Source organism: Pseudonocardia sp. N23 (genome assembly GCF_002583555.1).
Lineage (GTDB): Bacteria > Actinomycetota > Actinomycetes > Mycobacteriales > Pseudonocardiaceae > Pseudonocardia.
In genome coordinates, this window is record NZ_BEGX01000005.1 from 68268 (window position 1) to 94763 (window position 26496).

General features: G+C 74.9%; 20 protein-coding genes. 12 read left to right on the forward strand and 8 right to left on the reverse strand.

The annotated features are described in order from the left end of the window. Positions 1-12: 12 nt before the first annotated feature. A complete protein-coding gene (locus TOK_RS03520; RefSeq protein WP_098956350.1) occupies positions 13-1809 on the reverse strand; it encodes an acyl-CoA dehydrogenase in 1797 nt (598 codons plus the stop codon). Positions 1810-2009: 200 nt separating this feature from the next. Between TOK_RS03520 and TOK_RS03525 the strand changes: the two genes are divergently transcribed. Further along, positions 2010-3146: an inorganic phosphate transporter gene (locus TOK_RS03525; RefSeq protein ID WP_098956323.1), complete on the forward strand. Its 1137-nt coding sequence runs from the start codon at positions 2010-2012 to the stop codon at positions 3144-3146. 13 nt (positions 3147-3159) lie between these two features. Next, on the forward strand, positions 3160-3405 hold the full coding sequence (locus TOK_RS03530) for a hypothetical protein (protein ID WP_098956324.1): 246 nt from the start codon (positions 3160-3162) through the stop codon (positions 3403-3405). Positions 3406-3524: 119 nt separating this feature from the next. Here TOK_RS03530 and TOK_RS03535 read toward each other — a convergent pair whose 3' ends face one another. The 3 genes from TOK_RS03535 to TOK_RS03545 are packed head-to-tail and all read right to left on the reverse strand — an operon-like array spanning position 3525 to position 9170. Beyond that, entirely contained in the window at positions 3525-6773 is a 3249-nt protein-coding gene (locus TOK_RS03535; protein WP_098956325.1) for a carboxyl transferase domain-containing protein, read from the reverse strand. Continuing rightward, a complete protein-coding gene (locus TOK_RS03540) occupies positions 6770-7981 on the reverse strand; it encodes an acyl-CoA dehydrogenase family protein (protein WP_098956326.1) in 1212 nt (403 codons plus the stop codon). The genes TOK_RS03535 and TOK_RS03540 overlap by 4 nt, the downstream gene beginning before the upstream one ends. Then, positions 7974-9170, reverse strand: a complete 1197-nt coding sequence (locus TOK_RS03545; protein WP_098956327.1) for an acyl-CoA dehydrogenase family protein — start codon at positions 9168-9170, stop codon at positions 7974-7976. The genes TOK_RS03540 and TOK_RS03545 overlap by 8 nt, the downstream gene beginning before the upstream one ends. Positions 9171-9293: 123 nt before the next feature. On the opposite strand from TOK_RS03545, the gene TOK_RS03550 reads away from it, so the two are divergent. After that, positions 9294-9650: a DUF3040 domain-containing protein gene (locus TOK_RS03550; protein WP_172457388.1), complete on the forward strand. Its 357-nt coding sequence runs from the start codon at positions 9294-9296 to the stop codon at positions 9648-9650. 110 nt (positions 9651-9760) lie between these two features. On the opposite strand, the gene TOK_RS03555 is transcribed toward TOK_RS03550, so the two are convergent. The 3 genes from TOK_RS03555 to TOK_RS03565 are packed head-to-tail and all read right to left on the reverse strand — an operon-like array spanning position 9761 to position 11030. Next, positions 9761-10318, reverse strand: a complete 558-nt coding sequence (locus TOK_RS03555; protein ID WP_098956329.1) for a universal stress protein — start codon at positions 10316-10318, stop codon at positions 9761-9763. Further along, a complete protein-coding gene (locus TOK_RS03560) occupies positions 10315-10584 on the reverse strand; it encodes a hypothetical protein (RefSeq protein WP_098956330.1) in 270 nt (89 codons plus the stop codon). Before TOK_RS03560 ends, TOK_RS03555 begins: the two co-directional genes overlap by 4 nt. After that, the gene (locus tag TOK_RS03565; protein WP_098956331.1) at positions 10581-11030 is read right to left on the reverse strand and encodes a MarR family winged helix-turn-helix transcriptional regulator; all 450 of its coding nucleotides are present in this window, start codon (positions 11028-11030) and stop codon (positions 10581-10583) included. The genes TOK_RS03560 and TOK_RS03565 overlap by 4 nt, the downstream gene beginning before the upstream one ends. 148 nt (positions 11031-11178) lie before the next feature. On the opposite strand from TOK_RS03565, the gene TOK_RS03570 reads away from it, so the two are divergent. From TOK_RS03570 to TOK_RS03610, 9 genes are all read left to right on the forward strand, one after another. Continuing rightward, the gene (locus TOK_RS03570; RefSeq protein ID WP_098956351.1) at positions 11179-11598 is read left to right on the forward strand and encodes a DUF6319 family protein; all 420 of its coding nucleotides are present in this window, start codon (positions 11179-11181) and stop codon (positions 11596-11598) included. An 8-nt stretch (positions 11599-11606) separates the two neighbouring features. Next, positions 11607-13109, forward strand: a complete 1503-nt coding sequence (locus tag TOK_RS03575; RefSeq protein ID WP_253258158.1) for an SDR family NAD(P)-dependent oxidoreductase — start codon at positions 11607-11609, stop codon at positions 13107-13109. A gap of 72 nt (positions 13110-13181) precedes the next feature. Continuing rightward, complete coding sequence (recC, locus tag TOK_RS03580; protein ID WP_098956353.1) at positions 13182-16556, forward strand: exodeoxyribonuclease V subunit gamma; 3375 nt, start codon at positions 13182-13184, stop codon at positions 16554-16556. Beyond that, entirely contained in the window at positions 16553-19960 is a 3408-nt protein-coding gene (locus tag TOK_RS03585) for a UvrD-helicase domain-containing protein (RefSeq protein ID WP_098956332.1), read from the forward strand. The genes recC and TOK_RS03585 overlap by 4 nt, the downstream gene beginning before the upstream one ends. After that, on the forward strand, positions 19957-21849 hold the full coding sequence (gene recD / locus TOK_RS03590) for an exodeoxyribonuclease V subunit alpha (protein ID WP_098956333.1): 1893 nt from the start codon (positions 19957-19959) through the stop codon (positions 21847-21849). The genes TOK_RS03585 and recD overlap by 4 nt, the downstream gene beginning before the upstream one ends. 574 nt (positions 21850-22423) lie before the next feature. Next, entirely contained in the window at positions 22424-22606 is a 183-nt protein-coding gene (locus TOK_RS03595) for a hypothetical protein (protein WP_098956334.1), read from the forward strand. Positions 22607-22761: 155 nt separating this feature from the next. Next, complete coding sequence (locus TOK_RS03600) at positions 22762-24438, forward strand: FAD-dependent oxidoreductase (RefSeq protein WP_098956335.1); 1677 nt, start codon at positions 22762-22764, stop codon at positions 24436-24438. Beyond that, positions 24435-25889, forward strand: coding sequence for an ATP-binding protein (locus tag TOK_RS03605; RefSeq protein WP_098956336.1), 1455 nt, complete (start codon positions 24435-24437; stop codon positions 25887-25889). Before TOK_RS03600 ends, TOK_RS03605 begins: the two co-directional genes overlap by 4 nt. Then, the gene (locus TOK_RS03610; protein WP_098956337.1) at positions 25886-26224 is read left to right on the forward strand and encodes a UBP-type zinc finger domain-containing protein; all 339 of its coding nucleotides are present in this window, start codon (positions 25886-25888) and stop codon (positions 26222-26224) included. The genes TOK_RS03605 and TOK_RS03610 overlap by 4 nt, the downstream gene beginning before the upstream one ends. 107 nt (positions 26225-26331) lie before the next feature. Here the strand turns inward: TOK_RS03610 and TOK_RS32320 are convergent, their stop codons facing one another. After that, on the reverse strand, positions 26332-26484 hold the full coding sequence (locus tag TOK_RS32320) for a hypothetical protein (protein WP_172457389.1): 153 nt from the start codon (positions 26482-26484) through the stop codon (positions 26332-26334). Positions 26485-26496: the final 12 nt, after the last annotated feature.

The window sequence follows — 26496 nt, forward strand, 5'->3', positions numbered from 1 at the left end:
CCGGCGACCTCCTCAGAACCACGCGTCCTTCATGTCGACGGTGGTGCGGTCCACGCTCGCGAGCAGGTCCAGCCACGGGCCCGTCCGCGGGAGCTCGTGGCGCAGGTAGAAGCGAGCCGCGGCGCGCTTGCCGTCGAACAGGTCCCCGGGCCGTTCCCCCGCGGCGAGGAGCTGTTCGAGCCACATCCAGCCGACGACGACGTGACCGACCGCCTCCAGGTACACCGACGCGTTGGCCAGTGACACCTCCGGATCAGCCGCTGCCCACAACGTCGAGGTGACCCCGACGATCCGGCCGACCGCCGCATCGAGTGCGCCGGCGAGCTCCGCCGCCGTCCCGCCCGCACCTGCGGCCCGTGCTGTCGTCGCCCGGATCGTCTCGGCCAGCAACGTCAGCCCGGCACCGCCCTGCATGACGACCTTGCGCCCCAGCAGGTCGATCGCCTGGATGCCGTGGGTGCCCTCGTGGATGGCGTTCAGCCGGTTGTCGCGGTACAGCTGCTCGACGTCGTACTCGCGGGTGTAGCCGTAGCCACCGTGGATCTGGATCGCGAGGTCGTTGGCGGCGAGGCACCACTGCGAGGGCCAGCTCTTCGCGACCGGGGTGAGGACCTCCAGCAGCAGGTGCGCGCGGGCGCGGTCGCCCGCGTCGTCGGCGGTGCGCTCCTCGTCGAGCAGCCGCGCGCAGTACAGGACCAGCGCCAGCGCCCCCTCCACGTAGCACTTCGACGCCAGCAGCATCCGCTTCACGTCGGCGTGTGCGACGAGCGGGACCTGCGGCGCGGCCGGGTCCTTGGCACCGGGCGGGCGGCCCTGCGGGCGGGTCCGGGCGTAGTCCAGCGCGTGCAGGTAGCCCGCGTAGCCCAGCGCGGTCGCGCCCCCGCCGACGCCGACCCTGGCCTCGTTCATCATGTGGAACATCTGCTGGAGGCCGTGGTTCGGCTCCCCCACCAGGTGGCCGACGGCCCCCGGCTCGCCACCCGGGGTGTGCCGGCCCTCGCCGAAGTTCAGCAGCGTGTTCACGGTGCCGCGGTAGCCCATCTTGTGGTTGAGCCCGGCGAGGACGACGTCGTTGCGATCGCCGATCGCGCCGTCCACACCGACGAGGAACCGCGGCACGACGAACAGCGACAGCCCCTTCACCCCGGGCGGTGAGCCCGGAATGCGGGCGAGCACGAGGTGGACGATGTTCTCCGACAGCTCGTGGTCGCCGCCGGAGATCCACATCTTCGTGCCGAACAGCCGGTGGGTGCCGTCGGGGCGGGGCTCGGCGCGGGTCGTCACGTCGGACAGCGACGACCCGGCCTGCGGCTCCGACAGGCACATCGTCCCGGTGAACCGGCCCTCGAGCATCGGGCGCACCCAGGTGTCGACCTGCTCGGGCGAGCCGTGCGCGAGCAGCAGGTTCGCATTGGCGACGGTGAGGAACGGGTACGCGGCCGTGCCGACGTTGGCGGCATGCAGCCACAGGAAGCAGGCCTGGGCGACGGCCTGCGGCAGCTGCATCCCGCCGACGGACTCGTCCATCGCGGCGCCGATCATCCCGGTGCCGGCGAGAACCCGCAGAGCGTCCCCGACCTCGGGGGGCAGGTGCACGCGCTCGCCGTCGAACTCCGGCTCCCGGCTGTCGGAGACCTTGCGGTGCGGAGCGAAGTGCTCGGTCGCGACCTCCTCGGCCAGGTCGAGCACCGCGGCGAAGGTGTCGCGGTCGTGCACGGCGAAACGGGGCCGTGAGGTCAGCTTCTCGACCTGCAGCCAGTCGTTCAGCAGGAAGTCGAGATCCCGTCTCGAGAGCAGCAGCGATCGCATCCGCCCACCGTGCCACCGCCCGGGGGCGCCGACCACCACCGGCATATCGGTCAATCCTCATGGAACGGTCAGAACCCTTGGCGCGCAAGGGTTTCGTTCTCCCGATCCCGGTCCGTCCGGCATCTGGACGACGGCGTGCGTTCGTCTCTCGTTCGCCGACCGTCCGTAGCGTCCCGCCGTACCCGAAAGAGGGAGATTCCGTGGATCTGTCCGTGATCGTGGTCGTGGTCGTCGGGACCGCGCTGATCTTCGACTTCACCAACGGCTTCCACGACACGGCGAACGCGATGGCCACCTCCATCGCGACCGGGGCCATGCGCCCCAAGGTCGCCGTCGCCGTGGCCGGTGTGCTCAACCTGGTCGGCGCCTTCCTCTCCGTCGAGGTCGCCAAGACGATCTCCAGTGGCCTGGTCGACGAAGCGAGGATCACCCCGGTGGTGATCTTCGCGGGGCTCGTCGGCGCCATCCTGTGGAACCTGCTGACCTGGCTGCTCGGCATGCCGTCGAGCTCCTCGCACGCCCTGTTCGGCGGCCTGATCGGCGCGACGCTCGTCGCCGCCGGCACCGACGCCGTGCGCTTCGGCACCGTGCTCACCAAGGTCGTGCTGCCCGCCGTGCTGTCGCCGCTGCTGGCCGGCGTCGTCGCGCTCATCGCGACCTACCTCGCGTACCGCATCACCAGGCGCGGCGAGGAAGGGACCGTCAGCAAGGGCTTCAAGGTCGGTCAGATCGTGTCCGCGTCGATGGTCGCGCTCGCACACGGCACGAACGACGCCCAGAAGACGATGGGCATCATCACCCTGACCCTGATCACCGCAGGCGTGCTGGCGCCGAACTCCGGCCCGCCGTTCTGGGTCATCCTCTCCGCCGGTCTCGCCATCGCGCTCGGCACCTACCTCGGCGGCTGGCGCATCATCCAGACCCTCGGCAAGCGGGTCAGCGACATCCAGACCCCGCAGGGCTTCGCCGCCGAGTCGGCCAGCGCCGCGGTCATCCTGACCTCCTCGCACCTGGGCTTCGCCCTGTCGACGACGCAGGTCGCCACCGGTTCGATCTTCGGAGCGGGCGCGGGACGCCGGCTCGCCTCGGTCCGGTGGGGCGTCGCCGGCCAGATGGCACTCGCCTGGCTGCTGACGCTGCCCGCCGCGGCCGCCGTCGGCGCCGTCGCCGCCTGGGCCGCCTCGACCGGAACCGTCGGCACGGTGGTCGTCGCGATCGTCGCGGTCGCCGTCGGCGCGGGCATCTACGCGCTCTCGCGCCGCAAGCCCGTCACCGCCCACAACGTCAACGAGGTCCCGGCGCCGGCGGAGAAGACCCCCGCCACGACGGCGTCCTGAACCGGAGGAACCGATGGGAATCGCCTGGGGATCGCTCGGCATCGTGGCGCTGGTGTCACTGGCCGCCGGAGTCGCCGTCGTCGTGCTGCTGGCCTTCGCCCTCGTCGGGCTCTCGGCGCGGGTGCGTCAGCCCGTCGGTGGGCCCACCGACGGTGCGGAGCCGGTGATGAGCGCCGCGACGGGCACCGCCGTCGCGGGACTGTGCCTGGCCGCCGTCGTCGCCATCGTCGGCTACGGGCTGTACCTGATCGTCGCCTGACCACGCTTGATCACGTCCTGACCGGGCCCTGATCAGCCACTGGTCGGGCAATGATCAGCCACCGACACCCGGCCGGTCCCGATCGGGGCCGGGCCCGGCCGGGAACCCGCCACTCCCCCTCACCAGGTGTCGACGTTGCGGCGGCGCGAGCCCATGTCGGCGGGCACGTAGCCGCGGAAGCCCTCGACGATCCAGCGCCGGGTCTCCACCGGGTCGATCACGTCGTCGATCTCGAAGACGCTGGCGGTGTTGGTGGCCTTGCCCTGCTCGTACATCTCGGCGACGAGCTTGCGGTACAGCGCGTCGCGCTCGGCCGGGTCCTCGACGGCCTCGAGCTCCTTGCGGTAGCCCAGCCGGACCGCACCCTCCAGGCCCATCCCGCCGAACTCTCCGGTCGGCCAGGCCACACAGAACTGTGGTGCCTTCGTCGAGCCGCCACCCATCGACTGCCCGCCCAGGCCGTAGCACTTGCGCACCACGACCATCCCGATCGGCACGTCGACATTGGCTCCGACGACGAACATCCGCCCGAAGTGACGCACCGTCGCGGTGCGCTCGGACTCTGGCCCGACCATGAACCCGGGGGTGTCGACGAGCGAGACGATCGGCAGCCCGAACGCGTCGCAGAGCTGCATGAATCGGGCGGCCTTGTCGGCGCCGTCACGGTCGATCGCGCCACCGAGGTGGGTCGGGTCGTTGGCGAGCAGCCCCATCGGACGGCCCTCGATCCGGACCAGCGCGGTGACCATCCCGGCGGCGAACCCGCGGCGCAGCTCCAGCACCGAGCCGACGTCGGCGAGGCCGTCGACCACGGCGCGCACGTCGTAGACCCGGACCCGGTTCTCCGGGACCACGTGGCGCAGGACGCGCTGGTCGGGAGCCACCCAGCGGTCCTGCGGGCCCTGGAAGTACGACAGGTAGCGGCGGGCCACGTCGACCGCCTCGGCCTCGTCGGCGACCAGGATGTCGACGACGCCGTTGGGCACCTGGTCGCGCATCGGGCCGATCTCACCGGGCTCGACGACCCCCAGGCCGCCGCCCTCGATCATCGCCGGGCCGCCCATGCCGAGGTTGGCGTCCTCGGTGGCGATGACGACGTCGCAGCAGCCGGCGAGCGCCGCGTTGCCCGCGAAGCAGTAGCCGGAGACGATCCCGACGAGCGGCACCCGCCCCGACAGCCGGCCGAACAGGTGGAAGGCGGGCACGTCGAGCATCGAGACCCAGCTGCCGTCGGTGTCGCCGGGCCGCCCACCGCCGCCCTCGCAGAACACGACGAGCGGCAGCATCCGGTGGTCGGCCAGCTCGAAGAGCCGGTCCTTCTTCTTGTGGTTGTGCGCGCCCTGGGTGCCGGCGAGCACGGTGTAGTCGTAGGACATCACGACGACCTGGTGTCCGCCGACATCGCCCGTGCCGGCGACGAGCCCGTCCGCCGGAGTGCGTTCGACCAGGTCGTCGACGGTGCGGCGGCGACGTTGCGCGGCGATCGCGAGCGCCCCGTACTCGACGAACGTGCCGGGGTCGACGAGATCGGCGACGTTCTCCCGGGCGGTGCGGCGGCCACGGCGGCGGCGGCGGGCGACCGCGCCGGGGCGGGCCGCGTCGAGGCCGACGGCGCGGCGTCGCAGGACCTGGTCGAGGTCGTCGCGGACGTGGTCGGGATCGAGGTCGGCGACGTCGGCGGCGGCGTCCCCCACGGAGTCGCGTTCCTCCAGGTACACGGCGGCGGCCCCGGCCAGCGGGGTGTCGCCGACGGCGGCGTCCACGCGCCGCACGACACCGGCCGCGGGGGCGAGGAGGGGGTGCTCCATCTTCATCGCCTCGAGCACCAGCAGCGTCGCGCCGGCGGCGACCTCGTCACCCTCGCCGACGTCGACCGTGACGACGGTGCCGGTCGTCGGCACGGTGACGGCGAGGGTGCCCTCGGGCGGGGTGGCCGAGATCGGCGCCGGTGTCCCGGTGACGGGGGCCGCGTCGGGCTCCGTCGCGGGGACCAGGTCGACGGCCGCGGCGGCCAGCCGCGGCAGGTGCGTGTCGAGGAAGTCCGTGCCCGACTCCCCCGGCACCCACGCCGGGTCGGCCAGCAGCGCGCGCAGCAGCCCGACCGTCGTGTCGACGCCACCGACGACCGTCTCCGCCAGTGCCCGGCGCGCGACGGCGAGCGCGGCGCCCAGGTCGGGGCCGTGCGCGATCACCTTGGCGAGCAACGGGTCGAAACGGGGGCTGGGTGCGTAGCCGGGGTGGGCGGCGGCATCGACGCGCACCCCGCGTCCCGACGGCAGCGCCAGCGCACCGATGGTGCCCGTGGCGGGCCGCAGCCCATCGGGGGTGACTGTCTCGGTGGTGACCCGCAGCTGGACCGCGCTACCGCGCGGCGCGGGCGGGCGGCCGTCGAGCCCGAGGTCGGCCAGGGTTGCGCCCGCGGCGAGCCGCAGCCCGGTGGCGACGAGGTCGAGACCCGTGACCTCCTCGGTGACCGGGTGCTCGACCTGCAGCCGCGGGTTGACCTCCAGGAACCAGGAGCCGGTGCCGGTCACCAGGAACTCGACCGTGCCCAGGCCGCGGTAGCCGCTCCCGACGATCGCCTCCGCGGCCGAGCCGAGCCGCTCCCGGACCGCGTCGGACAGCCCGGGCGCGGGGGCGATCTCCACCAGCTTCTGGTGACGACGCTGCACGCTGCAGTCCCGGTCACCGAGCGCGACCACCCGTTCGCCGTCGCCCGCGACCTGCACCTCGACGTGCCGGGCGTCGACGACGAGGCGTTCGACGTAGACCCCGCCCCCACCGGTCGCGGCGGCCGCCTCCCGGGCGGCCGATGCGAAGGCCGTCGCGAGGTCGGCGCGGTCACACACCGGGCGGATGCCACGCCCGCCCCCGCCGGACACGGCCTTGAGGACGACGGCCGCGCCCGCGCCGAGGCCGTCGAGGAACGTGGCGGCGCCGTCGAGATCGACGGGGGTGTCCGTGCCCTCCGGGACCGGCACGCCCGCGGCGGCGGCGACCCGGCGGGCGCGGGTCTTGTCGCCGAAGCGCTCCAGCGCGGCGGCGTCCGGACCGACGAACGTCAGCCCGGCCGCGGCGCACGCGCGGGCCAGCACCGGGTTCTCCGACAGGAAGCCGTATCCGGGATGCACGGTGTCGCAGCCCGCCTCCTGGGCCGCGGCGACGACGGCGTCGACGTCGAGGTAGGCGCCCGGACCCGCCCCCGGCAGCGCCACGGCGTGGTCGGCGGCGCGGACGTGCGGGGCGTCGGCGTCGTCGCCCGAGAACACGGCGACCGCCTCGACTCCCAGCTCGGCGCAGGTGCGCAGGATGCGGATCGCGATCTCGCCGCGGTTGGCGACGAGCACGCGCACCGGGAGGGCGGTCACGCGCGCCCGTCCGCCACCGGCGGTACCCCGGGCGTGGCCCGGACGTGGTCGAGCACCGCGGCCGCGATCCGGTCCCGGTGGATCTCCGCGCCGCCCAGCAGTGCCGCGTCGGTGACCGCTCGCTTGAAGTACAGGTGCGCCTCGTGCTCCCAGGTGAACCCGATGCCGCCGTGCAGCTGCACCGCGTCGGCCGCCACCCGGTAGTACGCCTCCGAGCACGTGGCCTGCGCGATGCTGGTGGCCAGGAACGGGTCGTCGGAGCCGGTCTGCAGTGCCCACGCCGCGTGCTGCGCCGTCGACCGGGCGTGCTCCACCAGCACCAGCATGTCGGCGAGGCGGTGCTTCACCGCCTGGAACGAGCCGATCGGACGGCCGAACTGCAGCCGCTCCTTCGCGTACGCCACCGTCACGTCCAGCATGTGCTGTGCGCCGCCGACCTGCTCCGCGGCGAGCAGCGCCGACGCTGTGTAGAAGGCGTGGCCGAGGACGGCGTCGATCTCGTCGGCGCCCGCCAGCAGCCGGGCCGGCGCCTCCCGCATCCGGACGGTCGCCTGCCGGCGCGTGAGGTCCAGCGTCGTCAACGGCTCGGTCTGCACCTGCTCGGCGGCGCCCGGCACCGCGAACAGCGCGATGCCCTCGGGTCCGCTCGCGGCGACGAGCAGCAGGTCGGCGCCCGCCGCATCGACGACCTGCGGCACCACGCCCGTCAGCTCCCAGCCGTCGCCCGCGTGCACGGCGCCGACCGTGATGGCGTGCGGGTCGAACAGCCCGGCCCGTTCCGGGGCGGCCAGTGCCGCCGTGCGTGACCCGTCGACCAGCGACGGCACCAGCTCGTCGCGCAGCGGACCCGCCGACGACGCGACCAGCGCCGGCAGCGCAAGCCCGATCGTCCCCAGCACCGGCCCGCACAGCAGTGCCGCGCCCAGCTCCTCGACGACGATCGACTGCTCGACCAGACCGGCCCCGGCGCCGCCCAGCTCCTCGGGCACCGCGAGGCCCAGCACGCCCAGCTCGCGGCCCAGCCGCGCCCACACCGCCGGGTCGTGGCCGTGCTCGGACTCCATGTGCCGGCGGACTGCCGGGCCGTCGGACTGCTCTGCGCAGAACCGGCGGACCGCGGCCCGCAGCTCCTGCTGCTCCTCGGTGACGTCGAACTCGACGGGCCCGGTGTGCGGCTCGGTCGCCACCTCGGTCGCGGTGTCAGCCACGGGGCACCTCCTTCCACGCCTTGCCGGCGTCGGCGCGCAGGTCGCCCGGGAGCCCCAGCACCCGCTCGCCCAGGATGTTGCGCAGCACCTCCGACGTGCCGCCCTCGATCGTGTTCGCCCGCGACCGCAGGAACCGTTGCTGCACCGCACCCCGCCAGTCGGCCTCCCGGCCGTCGCGGCGCACCTCGTAGGAGGAGTACAGCGTCGACTCCGGGCCCAGCAGGTCCATGCAGAACTCGTACACGTCCTGGTTCAGCTCCGCCGACACCAGCTTGGCGACCGAACCCTCCGGTCCCGGCGACCCCGCGGACGCCACCCCGCGCCGCGCCCGCGCCGACGTCAGGCGCTGCGCCTCCGACCGCGTCCACAGCGCGGCCAGCCGGTCGCGCAGCACCGGTGTGCGGCGGTGCGGGCGGTCCGCCCACAGGGCCAGTGCGTCGGCGATCGTGCCCGACCCCCGCTCGGCGCCGCCCGCGCCGATCGCCGACCGTTCGTTCATCAACGTCGTCATCGCGACGCGCCAGCCGTCGCCCACGGCGCCGAGGCGGTGCTCGTCGGGGATGCGGGCGTCCTCCAGGAACACCTCGTTGAACTCCGCCTGGCCCGTCATCTGGCGCAGCGGCCGCGTCCGCACCCCGGCGGCCTCCATGTCGAGGACGAAGTAGGTGAGCCCCTTGTGCTTGGGCTGGTCGGGGTCGGTGCGCGCGAGCAGCAGAGCCCACCGGGCGCGGTGGGCCAGGCTCGTCCACACCTTCTGCCCGTTGACGACCCAGGTGTCGCCGTCACGCACCGCGCTGGTCGCCAGGCCCGCGAGGTCGGACCCGGCACCCGGCTCCGAGAACAGCTGGCACCAGAGTTCCTCGGTCGTCGCCAGCGGCCGCAGCCAGCTCCGGGCCAGCTCCGGCGAGCGGGCGTGCTCGCTGATCGTCGGCGCCGCCATCCCGTAGCCGATGGGGTTGAGCCGGAACGGGACCGGCCCGCCCGCGGACTGCAGCACGGCGTCGGCCGAGGCCTGCAGGCCCCGCGACACCCCGAGCCCGCCCAGGCCGTCGGGGAAGTGCACCCAGGACAGCCCGGCGTCGAAACACGCACCGAGGAACTCCTGCACCGGCAGACGGCGCGGATCGTGGTCGGCGACGACCCGGCCCGCCACCTCCTCCACCCGAGCGGCGTCGGTGGCTGTGCTCATGGTCCCCCCGGGCGGTGTGCGTCTGGTGCGACGATGCGCCGACCGTACGACGACGACCCGCGCACTGCCGAGGATGGTCGGCGAACCACGTGTGGACAGCCTCCGAAAGGGGTAGAAGAAGGTGTGACCCCTCCGGATCCGGAGACGCCACTGAGCTCCGCGGAGCGGCAGCGTCTCGAGCAGCTGGAACGCCAACTGGTCGTGCAGTTCCCCGACCTCGACGATGCGTTGCGCGGCGGCCGCCGACGACGACGCCTCGTCCCGAGAGCCGAGTTCGTCGTCGCTGCGGTCCTGGGTCTCGGACTGCTCGCGGCGGCGGTGCTGCTGGGCGGGTTCGGGCTCGGCGCGGCCGAGCTGCTGGCGATGTGCGTGACGGCGATCCTGGTGTTCGGCGTCCCGGCGCTGATGCGCCGCCGCGCGCAGTCCGCCGCGCCGGGCACGTCGCCCAGCACGGGTTCGCCGGCGAGCCCGCCGGTCTGACCCGGCGTCCTGCGCAGGCAGGTCCTCTCACCGAACGTGTCACCAGAGCCACCTCGCCGCGCTGACGACACGTCGGGGTCGGGCGCCTCGTGGGTCCGGCCGCACGAAGGTCAGGGGACGACGGTGACCGGGCGCTGGCCCGTCCTGACCGTCCGCAGCGCGATCGAGCCGAAGAGCCGGTGTCCCGTCTGCTCGCTGGCGCCGACGACGATCGCGTCCGCCCGCACCGACTCGGCCACCTGCAGCAGCGCGACGACGGGGTCGGCGGCCAGCACCACCAGCTCCGTCCCGACCCCGAACTCCGCGCCCAGCTCCGCCACCGTGGTGGCCAGCGAGTCCCGGAACTCCGCGTCGGCCTCGCCGTCGATGATCGGGACCATCATCGGCGTCGCCACCAGAGGTGTCTGCCGCTCGGCGTACACGGCGACGACCCTGCTGCCCTGTCGCCGGGCCTGGCCGACCGCGTAGTACAGGGCGCGCCAGCCGGTGTCGGAGCCGTCGATGCCGACGACGAGCGTCGACGGGCCGTCGCAGCCCAGCTCGAAGCCGCGGGCGCCGGCGGGCGCCGGGCGCGGCCGGTCGGGATTGCGGGGCGTCCGTGGTTCCTGCTCGGGGTCCCGCTCCGGGTCGTGCCCGGAGTCGGCCGGCCCGGACGGCGCGGCGGTCATCGGGCGCGCCGCGCGGGCGCGACCCGCGCCTGTGCGTCACCGTGTCGTTGCGGCGGGACGTGGTGCGGGCTCCGGGGCGAGCGGTGCAGGGCGTCCTCGGCGAGCACGGCGTCCTCCTCGACGGCGGGCACCTCGACGGCGGGCACCTCGGTGGCGGCCTCCTCCGCGGCGGCGTCCCCGGCATCGAACGAGATGGCGCACGCGAACGCGACCGCCCAGACCGCCCTGGGCTGCGGGGAGGGGCCGGCGTCGGCGTGGGAGCTCATCGCAGGTCCTCCGTCCCGGGCTGGTCGGCGAGCCGGCCGAGGGCGGGCAGCGCCGCGAGCAGGGCGCGGCGGTCGGCCGCAGGCAGCGACCGCAGGCGCATCACGACCGTCTCCGCGCGCAGCCGGTGTCGTTCTCGCAGGTAGGCCTGTCCGGCAGTGGTGAGGGAGACGAGGGTGGCGCGGCCATCGGTGGGATCGGGGGCGCGCGCGACGAGCCCGGCCGACTCCAGGCGGGCGACGAGCCCGGTCATCCCGGGCTGCGAGATCGACTCGCGGGCCACCAGGTCGGAGACGCGCTGGGGCCCGGTGCGGTCGAGACGGTCGAGTGTGGACAGGGCGACGAGGTTCCACTCGGCGGGCGGGCTGGTCCGTCGCACCCAGCCGGCCACCCGCTCCAGGGTGACCGCGAGGTCGGCGAGCTCCGGGGCGTCGACAGGTGCGGACATACCCGAAATTTACATCGGTGCTTGATGTAAATGCACCGCCGGACACCAGGAAACGGATGCGATCCGCACCACCTACCCGCATCCGGACGATTCGAACGCCCGTTCTACGATCACCCTGTTCGGTGGAGCGACCACGAGAGGCGTGCACGTGACGACCCCTGACGACCCGCAGGCCGGCGACCCGACGGCTGCCCCGACCGACCCCGGCGCCGCCGCGGGCAACGACCCCGGTGACGGCACCGGCGCCGAGGCGCCGCGCCGTCGTGGCCGGCCGAAGGGGTCGACGTCGACGGCCCGCCGCACCCGCGTCATCGAGCTGACCCTCACGGTCAGCGGCAGCGCCGACGGCGAGTGGCAGGCCGACCTCAAGCGCGGCGCCGACTGGGTCGCCCGCGCGCTGCCCGTCACCGCCACCGCCGTGATCCGCGCGGCCGCCGAGCTGCACGCCGACCTCGCCGCCCCGATCGAGGAGGTCGTCTCCGCCGCGCGCGTCGAGCGCGAGGCCCGCGTCGCGGCGCTGGAGGCCGAGCTGGAGCAGGCCCGCAAGGCGCTGGCCGAGTTCGCCTGAGGACCGCCGTGACCGTCACCGAACCCTCCCCCACGCCCGTGGCCGGCCCCCCTGCGCCGGGGGTCGACCCCGCTGATCTCGCCGTCTGCCTGAGGGTGCTCGCGCAGGTCGACGAGCTGCCCACCGAACATCCCGACGCCGTCGCGATCCGCCGCGCCACCGCGGGCATCTGGAAGTCGGTGCGCCAGCGGCGGCGCAAGGCCAAGCGCGACGCGGTCACCGAGGCCGACAGAGCGGTCACCGAGGCCACCGCCACCGGCGCGCCCGGGCGGATCGACGACGAGACCCGGGGCGTCCCGCTGGTGTCGGCCACGCCCGGCGCCGTCGCGGGCACATTGCACCGCGCCCGGTCCTGCTACACGTGCAAACAGCGCTACACCGTCGTCGACGCGTTCTACCACCAGCTCTGCCCGCCGTGCGCCGAGCTCAACCGCTCCCGCCGCGACGCCCGCACCGACCTCACCGGCCGGCGCGCACTGCTCACCGGCGGGCGCGCCAAGATCGGCATGTACATCGCGCTGCGGCTGCTGCGCGACGGCGCGCAGACCACGATCACCACCCGCTTCCCGAACGACGCGGCGCGCCGCTTCGCCGCGATGCCCGACAGCGCCGACTGGCTCGACCGGCTGCGGATCGTCGGCATCGACCTGCGCGACCCGGCGCAGGTCGTGCGCCTCGCCGACGACGTCGCCGCCCACGGCCACCTCGACATCCTGGTCAACAACGCGGCGCAGACCGTGCGCCGCTCCCCCGGCTCGTACTCCGCGCTGGTGGCCGCCGAGCAGGAGGACCTGGACGCGGTCCTGCCCGCCGGGACGGTCCCCGAGGTGCTGCGCTTCGGCGACGTGTCCGCGGCGCACCCGGCCGCCCTGACCGGGGCGCTGCGCCCGGCCGCGCTGGAGTCGGCCGCGCTGTCGCCGCACGCGCTCACCGAGCTGGCCCTCACCGCGGGCAGCGCCGATCCCGAGCGGGTCGAGGCCGGCATCGTGTCGATCGACGCGGGCGGCCTGCTGCCCGACACCGCGCACGTCAACAGCTGGACGCAGCCGGTCGAGGACGTCGACCCGCTGGAGCTGCTCGAGGTCCAGCTGTGCAACCAGACCGCGCCGTTCATCCTGATCTCGCGGCTGCGGCCCGCGCTGGCGGCCTCGCCCGCGCGGCGCACCTACGTCGTCAACGTGAGCGCGATGGAGGGGCAGTTCCACCGCGCCTACAAGGGCCCCGGGCACCCGCACACCAACATGTCGAAGGCCGCGTTGAACATGCTGACGCGCACGTCGTCGACGGAGATGCTGGAGACCGACGGGATCCTCATGACGGCCGTCGACACCGGGTGGATCACCGACGAGCGGCCGCACCCGATGCGGCTGCGACTGGCGCAGGAGGGCTTCCACGCCCCGCTCGACCTCGTCGACGGCGCGGCCCGGGTGTACGACCCGATCGTCCGCGGCGAGGCGGGCGAGGACCTGCACGGGTGTTTCCTCAAGGACTACGCGCCGTCCAACTGGTGACACACAGCCGGTCACGGACAACTCGGGGACGGGTCCGCAAGATCGTCGGTGGTGGTCGATAACGTGCCGGGCGTGCTGCACGTCCACCGCGCCGAACGCGCCGACACCCTCGCCGACGCGCTCGCCGGGATCCTCGCCGAGGTCCCGGCCGACCCGTTCGCCGTCGAGGTCGTCGCGGTGCCCGAGCGCGGCGTCGAGCGCTGGCTCGCCCAGCGCCTGGCGCACCGTCTCGGCACCCGCGACGGCCGGGGCGACGGGGTGTGCGCCAACGTGCGGTTCCCCTCACCCACCGAGGTGGTCGACGCCGCGGTGTGCGCCGCGACGGGGACCGACCCGGGCGACGACCCGTGGCGGCCCGCGCGGGCGGTCTGGCCGCTGCTGGAGCTGGTCGACGAGGCTGCGGGCGAGGCCGGGTTCGCGCTGCTGGGGGCCCACCTGGGCACCGCCGCGGCCGACGGGCACCGCCGTGGCCGGCGCTACGCGCTGGCCCGGCGCCTCGCCGACCTCTACGCCTCGTACGCCGCGCACCGGCCCGGGATGCTCGCGGCGTGGCTCGCGGGGGTCGACGTCGACGCCCCGGGCGGCACGCCGCTCGCGCCCGACCTGCGCTGGCAGGCCGAGCTGTGGCGCCGGCTGCGGGCGCACATCGGGGTCCCCGGCCCCGCCGAGCGCGTCGAGGCGGCGTGCGCGGTGCTGCGCGCGGAGCCCGGCCGGACCACGCTGCCGCCGCGGCTGTCGGTGTTCGGCCCGACGCGGCTCGCCGCGAGCCGGCTCGCGGTGCTCGACGCGCTTGCCGTGCACCGCGACGTCCACCTGTGGATCGCGCACCCCTCACCGGTGCTGTGGGGAGCGCTCTCGGCCCAGGGCGGCACCGCGCCGCGGCGCGCCGCCGACGACAGCGCCGCCGCCGTCGCCAACCCGCTGCTCGCCTCGCTGGGCCGCGACGTGCGGGAGCTGCAGCTGCGGCTGCCCGTCGGGGCCGACATCCACCACGACGGTGAGACGCCGCCGCCGACGCTGCTCGGGGCACTGCAGCGCAGCCTGCGCGACGACACCGCCCCCGGCGCCGCGCCCGTGGTCCTCGCCCCGGCCGACCGCAGCGTCACCGTGCACGCCTGCCACGGCCCCGACCGGCAGGTCGAGGTGCTGCGCGAGGTCGTGCTCGGGCTGCTGGCGGCCGACCCGACGCTGGAGCCGCGCGACGTCGTCGTCATGTGCCCCGACATCGAGACGTTCGCGCCGCTGATCTCGGCGACGTTCGGCCTGGCCACCGGCGAGGGCGGCGCCGGAGCGGACGCGGGCCACCCGGGTCACCGGCTGCCGGTCCGGCTGGCCGACCGGGCGCTGCGCCAGGTCAACCCGCTGCTCGACACGGTCGCGACGCTGCTGGAGCTGGCCGATGCCCGGCTCACCGCCACCCAGGTGCTCGACCTCGCGGGTACCGAGCCGGTGCGCCGCCGCTTCCGGTTCGACGACGACGCGCTCGACCGGCTCCGTGAGCTCGTCGTCGGCGCGGGGGTGCGCTGGGGGCTCGACGCGGAGCACCGCGGCCCGTTCGCGTTGGGCGGTTTCCCGCAGAACACGTGGTCGGCGGGGCTCGACCGGTTGCTGCTGGGCGTCGCGATGGACGAGGCCGACCGGCAGTTCCTCGACACGGCCCTCCCGCTCGACGACGTCGGCAGCTCCGACGTCGACACCGTCGGCCGGTTCGCCGAGCTGGTCGAACGCCTCGCCACGGTACTGGCCGGGCTCCGCGGCGAGCGGACGCTGGCCCAGTGGGGCGCCGCCCTCGCCGCCGGCCTCGACGCGCTGACCACGACCACCCCGACCGACGCGTGGCAGGCCGCGCAGGCGCGGGCCGAGCTGGCCGAGGTCACGGCCTCGGCGGGCCCGCACGCGGGCACGGTCGCGCTGGGCCTGCCCGACGTGCGCGGCCTGCTCACCGACCGGCTACGCGGGCGCCCGACGCGCGCGAACTTCCGCACCGGCACGCTCACCGTAGCGACGCTGGTGCCGATGCGGTCGGTGCCGCACCGCGTGGTGTGCCTGCTCGGCCTCGACGACGGCGCCTTCCCCCGGGCGGGCGAGCCCGACGGCGACGACGTGCTGGCCCGCGACCCGCGCGTCGGCGAGCGCGACCCGCGCAGCGAGGACCGCCAGCTGTTGCTCGACGCGATCGGCGCGGCGACGGAACACCTCGTCGTCGTGCACTCCGGAGCCGACGAGCGCACGAACGTCCGCAGGCCGCCGTCGGTGCCCGTCGGTGAGCTGCTCGACGCGCTCGACACGATCGCGGTCGCCCCCGACGGCGGGCGGGCGCGCGACCACGTCGTGGTCCGTCATCCGTTGCAGCCCTTCGACTCCCTGAACTTCACCGGCGACGCGCTCGGCGGGCCGCGGCCGTTCAGCTTCGACCGGGCGGCGCTCGCCGGTGCCGTGGCCGCCACGGGCGTCCGCACCCCGCCGCCCCCACTGCTGCCGGGGCCGCTGCCGGCGCCGTCACCGGCCACCGAGGTGGAGCTCGACGACCTGGTCCGGTTCCTGGAGGGCCCGGCGAAGGCGTTCCTGCGCCAGCGGGTCGGGGTGTCGGTCTTCGCCGCCGACGACGACCCGGACGACGCGCTGCCCGTCGAGCTCGACCAGCTGCAGCGCTGGCACATCGGGGCGCGGCTGCTGGCCGACCGGCTCGCCGGCCACGACCTCGACGCCTGCCGGGCCGCCGAGTGGCGCCGCGGGGCGCTCCCGCCCGGCGCACTGGGGCAGCGGATCCTCGGCGACGTGGTGGCCGACGTCGAGCCGCTCGTGGCCGCGACGCTGCCGCTGTGGAGCTCACCGCCCGAGTCGCTCGACGTCACCGCGACGGTCGCCGGGGTGCGCCTGGTCGGGACGGTCGGCGGGGTGGTGCGCACCGGGTCGGGGCCGGGCGCGACGGGCGACGTCGTGACCGCCGGGTTCTCCCGGCTCGGCGCCAAGCACCGGGTCGGGGCGTGGGTGCGGCTGCTCGCACTCACCGCGGCGCGTCCCGACACGACGTGGCGGGCGGTCACGATCGGCCGCGGCTCCGACGGCCCGGAACGCTCGGTGCTCGGCCCCGTGGAGCAGGGCCGGGCCGCGGTGCTGCTGGCCGACCTGCTCGCCCTGCACCGCGACGGGCTGTGCACGGCGCTGCCGCTGGCGCTGAAGTCGTCCTACGCCTACGCGAACCGCCGCCGGATGCGCAACCGCACGCCCGACGACGCCGTCGACGCCGCCCGCAGCCAGTGGGCCGGCCGCTACGGGCCCGAACGCGACGACGCCGCGCACACCCTGGTGTGGGGCCCCGGCACCGCGCTCGACGTCCTGCTCGCCGACCCGGCGCGCAGTGGTGAGGAGCCGACCCGGTTCGGGGAGCTCGCGATGCGGATCTGGACGCCGCTGCTCGCGGCCGAGGAGATGAGCCTGCCGTGACCGCCATCGCGACCACCCCGGTCCTGCCGGCGCGGCCGTTCGAGGTGTGCGGGCCGCTGCCCGCCGCCGGCGCGACGACCGTGCTGGAGGCCAGCGCCGGGACCGGCAAGACGTACACGATCGCCGCCCTCGCGGCCCGCTACGTCGCCGAGGGCGTGGCCACGCTCTCGGAGCTGATGCTGGTCACGTTCGGCCGTGAGGCCACCCACGAGCTGCGCGAACGCGTCCGGGAGCGGCTCACCGCCACCGAGCGTGCCCTCGCCGACCCGGCCGCGGCCCGCGCCGCCGCCGACGTCGTGCTCCGCCACCTCGCCACGGGCGACGACGCCGCCGTCGCGGCGCGCCGGGAACGGCTGCGCCTCGCCGTCGCCGAGTTCGACGCGGCCACGATCGCCACGACGCACCAGTTCTGCCAGCGGATGCTCGCCGGCCTGGGCGTCCTCGGCGACGCCGACCCCGACGCGCTGTTCGTCGAGTCGGTCGACGACCTCGTCGAGGAGGTCGTCGACGACTTCTACGTCCGCAAGTACGCCACCACGGGCGCCGACCGGCCCGCGTTCGGCCGCGACGAGGCCCTCGACCTGGCCCGGGCCGTCGTCGGGGACCCGCAGGCCCGCATCGAACCGGTCGACGCCGACGCCGGATCCGTCGCGGCGACCCGCCGCAGCTTCGCCGAGGCGGTCCGCCGCGAGGTCGACCGGCGCAGGCGGGCGGCGAAGCTCTTCAGCTACGACGACATGCTCACCCGCCTCGACGCCGCCCTGTCCGACCCGGTCCGCGGCGAGGCCGCCGCGGCGCGGCTGCGCAGCCGCTACCGCGTGGTGCTCGTCGACGAGTTCCAGGACACCGACCCGGTGCAGTGGCGCATCCTGTCCGCGGCGTTCCACGGGCACACCACGCTCGTCCTGATCGGCGACCCCAAGCAGGCGATCTACGCGTTCCGCGGCGCCGATGTCGTCAGCTACCTGCAGGCGGCGGCGGGCGCGGGCGAACGGTTCACCCTCGACACGAACTACCGCAGCGACCGGGCGGTCGTGCGGGCCGTGGAGGCCGTCTTCGACGAGGCCGCACTCGGCGACCGCGACATCGTCGTCCACCCGGTCACCGCCGCCGAGCAGGGCCGCACACTGCGCGGGTCGGCCTGCGACGCGCCGCTGCGGGTGCGGATCGTCGGGACCGAGCGGCTGGGCAGGCTGTTCCACGGCGTGGGCCGGGTCGACGCGGCCCGCCCGCAGGTCGCCGCGGACGTCGCCGCCCAGATCGCCGGGCTGCTGGCCGGCGCCGCACGGATCGTCCCCGCCGACGGCCGCGAACGCCCCGTCCTGCCCGGCGACGTCGCGGTGCTCGTCCGCACCAACGACCAGGCCGAGCTGGTCAACCGGGCGCTGCGCGACGCCGGGGTGCCCGCCGTCGTCACGGGGACCCGCAGCGTGTTCGGCACCCCCGTCGCCGCCGACTGGCTGACGCTGCTCGAGGCGCTCGAGCAGCCCCACAGCGGGCTGCGGCTCCGCGCCGCCGCCCTGACCTGCTTCGCCGGGGTCACGGTCGCCGACCTGTGCGGCGCCGACGCCGACGCCGTCGTCGAGAGTCTCGGCGACGACCTGCGCGACTGGGCGGGCGCGCTGCGCGGCCGCGGTGTCGCGGCGCTCCTGGAGGCGGTGTCCGAGCGCCGCCGCCTCGCCCAGCGGTTGCTCGCCCGCACCGACGGCGACCGCACCCTCACCGACCTGCGCCACATCGGCCAGGCCCTGCACCATGCCGCCACCCGGGAGCACCTCGGGCCGTCCGCGCTGGTGGAATGGCTGCGCCGGCGGATCGGCGAGGCCGGCTCCGACACCGGCGCCGAGCGCAGCCGGCGGCTGGAGTCCGACGCCGACGCCGTCCAGATCGTCACCGTGCACCGCAGCAAGGGCCAGGAGTACCCGATCGTCGCGGTGCCGTTCGCGTGGGACCGCAACGTGCAGGAACCCAAGCTGGCCCGCCTGCACGAGGGCGCCGACCAGCAGCGGGTGCTCGACGTCGGCGGCCCGTCGGGGCCACGGTTCCTCGAACGGCAGGGTGTCCACCTCGCCGAGGAGGCCGGGGAGGACCTGCGGCTGCTCTACGTCGCGCTCACCCGGGCGCGGTCCCAGATCCTCGCCTGGTGGGTCCCTGCGACGACGACGGCGAAGTCGTCGCTGCACCGGATGCTCGCCGGCGGCGCCGGGCCGGGTGAGACCCCGCGCGAGACGTGCGCGGTACCACGCGACCCGGGCCCGATGTTCACCGCGCTGGTCGAGCGCGCAGGTCGCGGCCCCGACGGGGCACCACACGTCGTGGTCGAGCGGGTCGGCGACGACGTGCCCGCCCCGTGGGTCCCGCCCGCGGCGGCGGTCCCGATCCTCGGCGCGGCGCACTTCGACCGCGAGGTCGACCTCGACTGGCGGCGCACCTCCTACAGCGCGCTCACCGCGGCGGCTCACGACGCCGGGCCGCAGTCCCCCGCTGTCGTGAGCGAGCCGGAGGAGCCGGGGCTGGCCGACGAGCCGGCGCCCGATCCGCTGTCGTCCGTCGTCGATCCCGTTGCGGCGCGGGCGGTTCCGTCGCCGATGGCCGACCTGCCGATGGGCACGGCGTTCGGCACGCTCGTGCACTCGGTGTTCGAGGCCGCCGACACCTCCGTCCCCGACCTGCGTGCCGAGCTGGCCGCCCGCGCCCGCGTCGAGCTGGCGCGCCGGCCCGCCGCGGTCGACCCCGACGAGCTGGCCGCCGCCCTCGTCCCGGTGGCCCGCACCCCGCTCGGGCCGCTCGTCGGCGGTGCCACGCTGGCCGACGTCGCCCCTGCCGACCGGCTCAGCGAGCTCGACTTCGAGCTCCCCCTCGCCGGCGGCGACCGGCCGGGCCCCTCCCCCGTCCTCGCCGACGTCGCCCGGCTGCTGCGCGCGCACCTGCCCGCCGACGACCCGCTTGCCGGCTACCCCGACCACCTCGACGCGCCGCTGCTGGCCGACCAGCCGCTGCGCGGCTACCTCACCGGCAGCATCGACGCGGTGCTGCGCGTCGGGGGCCGCTACGTGATCGTCGACTACAAGACGAACTGGCTCGGCCCGGTCGGGCCCGAGGGGCACGTGCCGCTGACCTCGGCGCACTACGGCCCCGCGGCGCTCACGAACGCCATGACGGCGGCGCACTACCCGCTGCAGGCCCTGCTCTACGCGGTGGCGCTGCATCGCTACCTGCGCTGGCGGCTGCCCGGCTACGACCCGGCCACCCACCTCGGTGGTGCGCTCTACCTGTTCCTGCGCGGGATGTGCGGGCCCGGCACCCCGGCGGTCGACGGCGTCCCGGCCGGGGTGTTCTCGTGGGCGCCGCCGCCCGCGCTGGTCACCGACCTGTCCCGGCTGCTCGACGAGGGAACCGCATGACCGCTCCGACCCGCGTCCCGGACACCGACCCCCACGACCCCCGGTTCGCCCGTGGCGCCGGCGGGCTGCTCGCCGCGTTCAACTCCGCAGGTGTGCTCGCGGCGGCCGACGTACACGTCGCCACCCGGCTCGGCCGCCTCGGCCGGGAGACCGACGAGACGGTGCTGCTCGCCGCCGCCCTGGCCGTGCGGGCGGTGCGGCACGGGTCGGTGTGCGTCGACCTCGACGAGGTCGGCACCACGGTGCTCGGCGAGGGTGACGAGCTCGTCGACGTCTCGACCCTGCCGTGGCCCGATCCGCCCGCGTGGCGTGCCGCGTGCCTCGCGAGCCCGCTGGTGTCGGCCGATCCGGCCGAGGGCGTCGCACCCCTGCGGATGCCGGCCGGGCTGCTCTACCTCGACCGGTACTGGCGCCAGGAGGAGGAGGTCCGCACCGAGCTGCGCGACCGCGCCACCGCGGCGCCGCCGCGGGTCGACGTCGACCGTCTCCGGGCCGGGCTCGGCCGGCTGTTCGACACCGCCGCCGACGCCGCCGGGTCCGACCGGCAGCTGCTCGCCGCCGCCGTCGCCTCGTTGCGCCGGGTCACCGTCCTCGCGGGTGGGCCCGGCACGGGCAAGACAACGACCGTCGCCCGGCTCCTCGCCCTGCTGCGCGACCAGCCCGGCCCCCCGCCGCGCATCGCGCTCGCCGCTCCCACCGGCAAGGCCGCCGCCCGGCTCGCCGAGGCCGTCCGCGAACAGGTCCGCCACCTTCCCGACGCCGACCGCGAACGGCTCGGTGACCTCCCCGCCTCGACGCTGCACCGCCTGCTCGGCTTCCGGCCCGGCCACTCCAACCGGTTCCACCACGACCGCACCAACCGGCTGCCGCACGACGTCGTCGTCGTCGACGAGACGTCGATGGTGTCGCTGACGATGATGGCCAGGCTCCTGGAGGCCGTCAGGCCCGACGCCAGGCTCGTGCTGGTCGGCGACCCGGACCAGCTGGCGTCGGTCGAGGCCGGCGCGGTGCTGGGCGACCTCGCCCGGGCCCCCGGCGCCGGTGAGCCCGCCCTCGACGCGACGCTGCGGTCGCTCGGCGCGCTCGCACCGGACGACGCCCCGATCGTCCACGGTGTCGTCACACTCGACCGGACGTGGCGGTTCGGCACGGAGATCGCCGCGCTCGCCCGCGCCATCCGCGACGGCGACGCCGACGCCGCCGTCGCCGCGCTGCGTTCCGGCGAGGGGGGCGCCGTCGAGTTCGTCGAGGCACCGACGCTGGAGCTGCGCGACCCGCCGGGCCTCGACGCCGTGCGCGCCGAGGTCGTCGCGGCCAACGCCACGCTCGTCGAGCACGCCCGCGCAGGCGACGTCGAGAAGGCGCTGGAGGCACTCGACCGCCACCGGCTGCTGTGCGCGCACCGCCGCGGCCCCTACGGCGTGACCCGGTGGGGATGGGAGGTCGAACGCTGGCTCGCCGACGCCGGGGTCGGCCCGGGCGCGGACGACGGCGAGTGGTTCCCGGGCCGCGCGGTGCTGGTCACCACCAACGACTACGACCTGAACCTCTACAACGGCGACACCGGCGTCCTGGTCCGCGAGGACGGCCGGACGCGGGCGGTGTTCGGTCGCGGCGGGGCGCCGCTGCGGGTGGCCACGGCCCGGCTCTCGCAGCCGCAGAGCGTCCACGCGATGACGGTCCACCGCGCCCAGGGAAGCCAGTTCTCCCAGGTCACCGTGGTGCTGCCGCCGCCGGAGTCGCCGCTGCTCACCCGCGAGCTGCTCTACACGGCGGTCACCCGTGCCATCGAGCGGGTGCGCGTCGTCGGGTCGGAGGCGGCCGTGCGTGCCGCGGTCGCCCGTCCCGTCGGCCGGGCCTCGGGCCTGCGCGACCGCCTCGGTACCTGACCCTCGCGACCGGACCGACCCACCCCGGCGCCGAACTCGACACCACCCCGACACTGCCACCAGACTGGTTCGATCATGGTCGGAACCATTCTGAGGCCGAACTCGGCGGTGGGACGGGGCCGACCGCTCGCGCGGCCCCGATCGGCCGGGTCGCCCGGGCGGGTGACCATGATCGAAATCCCCTCGCGCCGAGAGGCCGGTCCCTGGCGTCCGCCCCCACGAGAGGGGCTGTGGGTGAACGATCTGTTGGCGGCGCCGTACGCAGGTGGCACAGGGGTGGCGCTGCTGGTGGTGTTGTGGCCGTGGCGCTGGCACGGCGTGCGCGTTCTGCGGCAGGGACACGCGCGGGACGTCACGCCGAGGAGGCAGCGCCGGCCGTCGCGCACCTGCGGCGGCGACGCTTCTGGTACCCGCCGCCGCTCCCGGCTCCCCGTCGGGGGCAGCGAGCGGGCCCATACCGTCCCGCAGCGTCGCACCGCGCGGACCGGATGGGCCGGCGGCGTTCGCGGCGGTCCTGTTCGCCGGGCGCAGCTCGTTCTGCGCCGGGCTCTTCTGCGCCGCGCTGGTCGCGTGGATGAGCTACGCGCAGGTCCCCGGGCACCGGTCCACGATGTACCGCGCCACCTTCCTGGCCCGGCCGTTCGAGCGGTTCGCCGACCGGCCGAACGCCGCCACCGCGGCGATGATCACCCGCAGTGACGCGAGCATGTGTGAGGACGACGCACAGGGCGCGCGTCAGGGACGACGCGCCCCGTGAGCATCCTGATCGGCGACGCGGTCCCGCCGGGTTCGGCCCGAGACGGCTCCCGACCATGATCGAACCAGTCTCCTGCCGAGCACGGCGGGGGGTGTGAGCGGCCCGGCCGGGCTGCGTCCGTCCGGGGGCTGGACGAACCAGGCAGACTCGATGTCATGACGGCGAGTTTGATCCCGGCCAGGCCCGCGATCGTCACGGTCGACGACGATCCCTCGGTGTCGCGCGCCGTGGCCCGCGACCTGCGACGCAGATACGGCGAGCACCACCGGATCGTGCGCGCCGAGTCCGGCGAACAGGCGCTGGAAGCGTTGCGCGAGATGACGCTGCGCGGTGACGAGGTCGCCGTGCTGCTGGCCGACTTCCGGATGCCCGGCATGGACGGGCTGCAGTTCCTGGAGGCGGCGATGGACCTGTACCCGGTGGCGCGCCGGGTGCTGCTGACGGCCTACGCCGACACGGACGCGGCGATCACGGCGATCAACGTCGTCGATCTCGACCACTATCTGCTCAAGCCGTGGGACCCGCCCGAGGAGAAGCTCTACCCGGTCCTCGACGCGCTGCTGGAGGCGTGGCGTTCCTCGGACCGGCGACCGGTGTGCGAGACGCGCGTCGTGGGTCACCGCTGGTCGGCGCGGTCGAACGAGGTGCGTGACTTCCTGGCCCGCAACCAGGTGCCCTACCGCTGGTACCCCAGCGACGACCCGGAGGCCGGCCGGCTGCTGGCCGCGGCGGGCCTCGACGGCCAGACACTGCCGGTCGTGGTGACGCCTGCGGGCGAGACCCTCGTCGCCCCGGGCGACGCGGAGCTGGCCGAACGCGTCGGGCTGTCGACGACGCCTGCCGCGGAGTTCTACGACCTCGTCGTGATCGGCGGCGGCCCGGCCGGGCTGGGCGCGGCGGTCTACGGGGCGTCGGAGGGTCTGCGCACGGTGCTCGTCGAGCGCACGGCGACGGGTGGGCAGGCCGGGCAGAGCTCCCGGATCGAGAACTACCTCGGCTTCCCCGACGGCGTCTCGGGCGCCCAGCTCACCGACCGGGCACGCCGGCAGGCGGTCCGGATGGGCGCCGAGGTGCTGACGGCGCGCGACGTCGTCGGCCTGGACGTCGACGGCTCGGGGCGCACGGTCCACTTCTCGGACGGTTCGGCGATCACGTCGCACGCCGTCGTCCTCGCGACGGGCGTGTCGTACCGGGAGCTGGCGGCGCCGGGCCTCGCGGACCTCGCCGGGCGCGGCGTCTACTACGGGTCGGCGCTGAGCCAGGCGGCGAGCTGCACGGGTGACGACGTCTACATCGTCGGCGGCGCGAACTCGGCGGGGCAGGCGGCGGTGTACTTCGCACGGCACGCGAAGTCGGTGACGCTGCTGGTACGCGGGGCGTCACTGGAGTCGTCGATGTCGCACTACCTCGTCGAGCAGATCGCCGGCATCCCCGAGATCATCGTCCGGACCTGTACCGAGGTCGTCGAGGCCGCGGGCGACGGGCACCTGGAGCGGCTGCGGCTGCGCGACCGGAACACCGGAGCAGAGGAGGTCGTCGACACGCCCTGGCTGTTCGTGTTCATCGGCGCCGCACCGCGCACGGACTGGCTCGACGGGCTCGTGGCCCGCGACCGGGCCGGGTTCGTGCTGGCCGGGCCCGACCTGATGACGGGCGGGGCCCGGCCACCGGGCTGGCCGCTCGACCGCGACCCCTACCTGCTGGAGACGAGCCAGCCGGGTGTGTTCGTCGCCGGTGACGCCCGTGCGGAGTCGGTGAAGCGGGTGGCATCGGCGGTCGGGGACGGCGCGATGGCCGTCTCCCTGGTGCACCGGTACCTGGAGCGGTCATGACCACCGCCGGTCAGGGAACGGAGTGCACTCCCACCCTGCTGCGCAGCCTGTTCCTGTTCGAGAAGCTGTCCGACGAGCAGCTCGACTGGCTGTGCCGGGAGGGCTCGGTCGAACGCTTCCCGGCCGGGCCCGTCTACACCGAGGGCGACGTCGCGACGTGCTTCTACGTCCTCGTCGAGGGCGCGGTGGTACTGCAGCGCCGGTCCGGCGACGAGGACGTCGAGGTCGAGCGCACCGAGCAGCCGGGCGTCTACGCCGGCGCCTGGCACGCCTACCTGGGCGACCGGGTGCCGCAGACCTACAACAACACGCTGCGCGTGACCCGCCCGTCGACGTTCTTCGTCCTCGACGCCAGCAAGTTGCAGGAGATGATGCGCCAGTGGTTCCCGATGGCGCTGCACCTGCTGGAGGGCCTGTTCTTCGGCATCCAGAACACCCAGCAGGCCGTCAGCCAGCGTGAACGGCTGCTGGCGCTGGGGTCGCTGTCCGCGGGCCTGACGCACGAGCTCAACAACCCCGCCGCCGCGGCGGTGCGGGCGACGGCGCTGCTGCGCGAGCGGGTCGCGGGCATGCGCCACAAGCTCGGGATGATCGCGGGCGGCTCGCTGGACAGGGTGGCACTGCAGTCGTTGACCGCCATCCAGGAGGAGGCGGCGGAGCGTGTCGCGAAGGCACCGACGCTGACGCCGATCGAGGCGGGCGACCGTGAGGACGCGCTCAGCGACTGGCTCGACGAGCACGGCATCGCCGACGGCTGGGACCTGGCGCCGACGTTCGTGCAGGCCGGGCTCGACGTCGACTGGTTCGAGCAGGTCGTGGCCAGGGCCGAGGCCGCAGGCCTGACGGGCGCCCTGGAGGGGGCGATCCGCTGGCTGAACTACACCGTCGAGACCGAGCTGCTGATGAACGAGATCGCCGACTCGACGACGCGGGTGTCGACGCTCGTCGGCGCGGCCAAGCAGTACTCGCAGATGGACCGCGCGCCCTACCGGACGACGGACCTGCACGAGCTGCTCGACTCCACGCTGATCATGCTGGGGCGCAAGATCGGCGACATCCGCGTCGTGAAGGACTACGACCGCTCGTTGCCGCCGGTGCCCGTCTACGCCGCGGAGCTCAACCAGGTGTGGACGAACGTGATCGACAACGCCGTCGCCGCGATGGAGGGCACCGGCACGCTCACGGTGCGGACGGCGCGTGAGGGCGACCGGGCGCTCGTCGAGATCGGTGACACCGGCCCCGGCATTCCCGCCGACATCCGGAACCGGATCTTCGAGCCGTTCTTCACGACGAAACCGTTCGGCGAGGGCACCGGGCTCGGGCTGGACATCTCGTGGCGGATCGTGGTGAACCGCCATCGCGGCGACCTGCGGGTGGAGTCGGTGCCGGGTGACACCCGGTTCCAGGTCCGGCTGCCGCTGGAGCCCAGTGCGGATGAGGAGAACGAATGACCGGGATCGATCCGTCGGTGGCGCCGTCGGGCGCGGGCTGCGTCGAGTGCGACGAGACCGGCGGCTGGTGGTTCCATCTGCGGCGCTGCGCATCGTGCGGGCACGTGGGCTGCTGCGACTCGTCGCCGTCGCAGCACGCGAGCAGGCACGCGGCCGGGACCGGGCACCGCGTCGTGCAGAGCTACGAGCCGGGCGAGGACTGGTTCTGGGACTTCGGCACGAACCGGGTGGTCGCCGGGCCGGTGCTGGCCGATCCGCAGCACCGCCCGCTGGAGCAGCCGGTCCCGGGTCCGGCAGGCCGCGTGCCCCCGGACTGGCAGGAGAAACTGAACTGACCACGACCCGCCGAGTTCGTCACGGGACCGGTTCCGATCATGATCGGACCGGGCCGGGGTCGAACCCGGCGGAGGTCGTGGAGCGTGTCAGCGCCCGGAGTGCCTCGTCATCGCACCGACCGGCGGCGGACGGCGCCGACGATCCCGGTGATCACGAACAGCACGATGCCGACGATCGCGAGCCACAACAGCGCCTTGACGGCGAACCCCACGACGACGAGCACCAGCCAGACGACCAGCAGCGCGATGATGATGCCCATTGGGGACTCCTC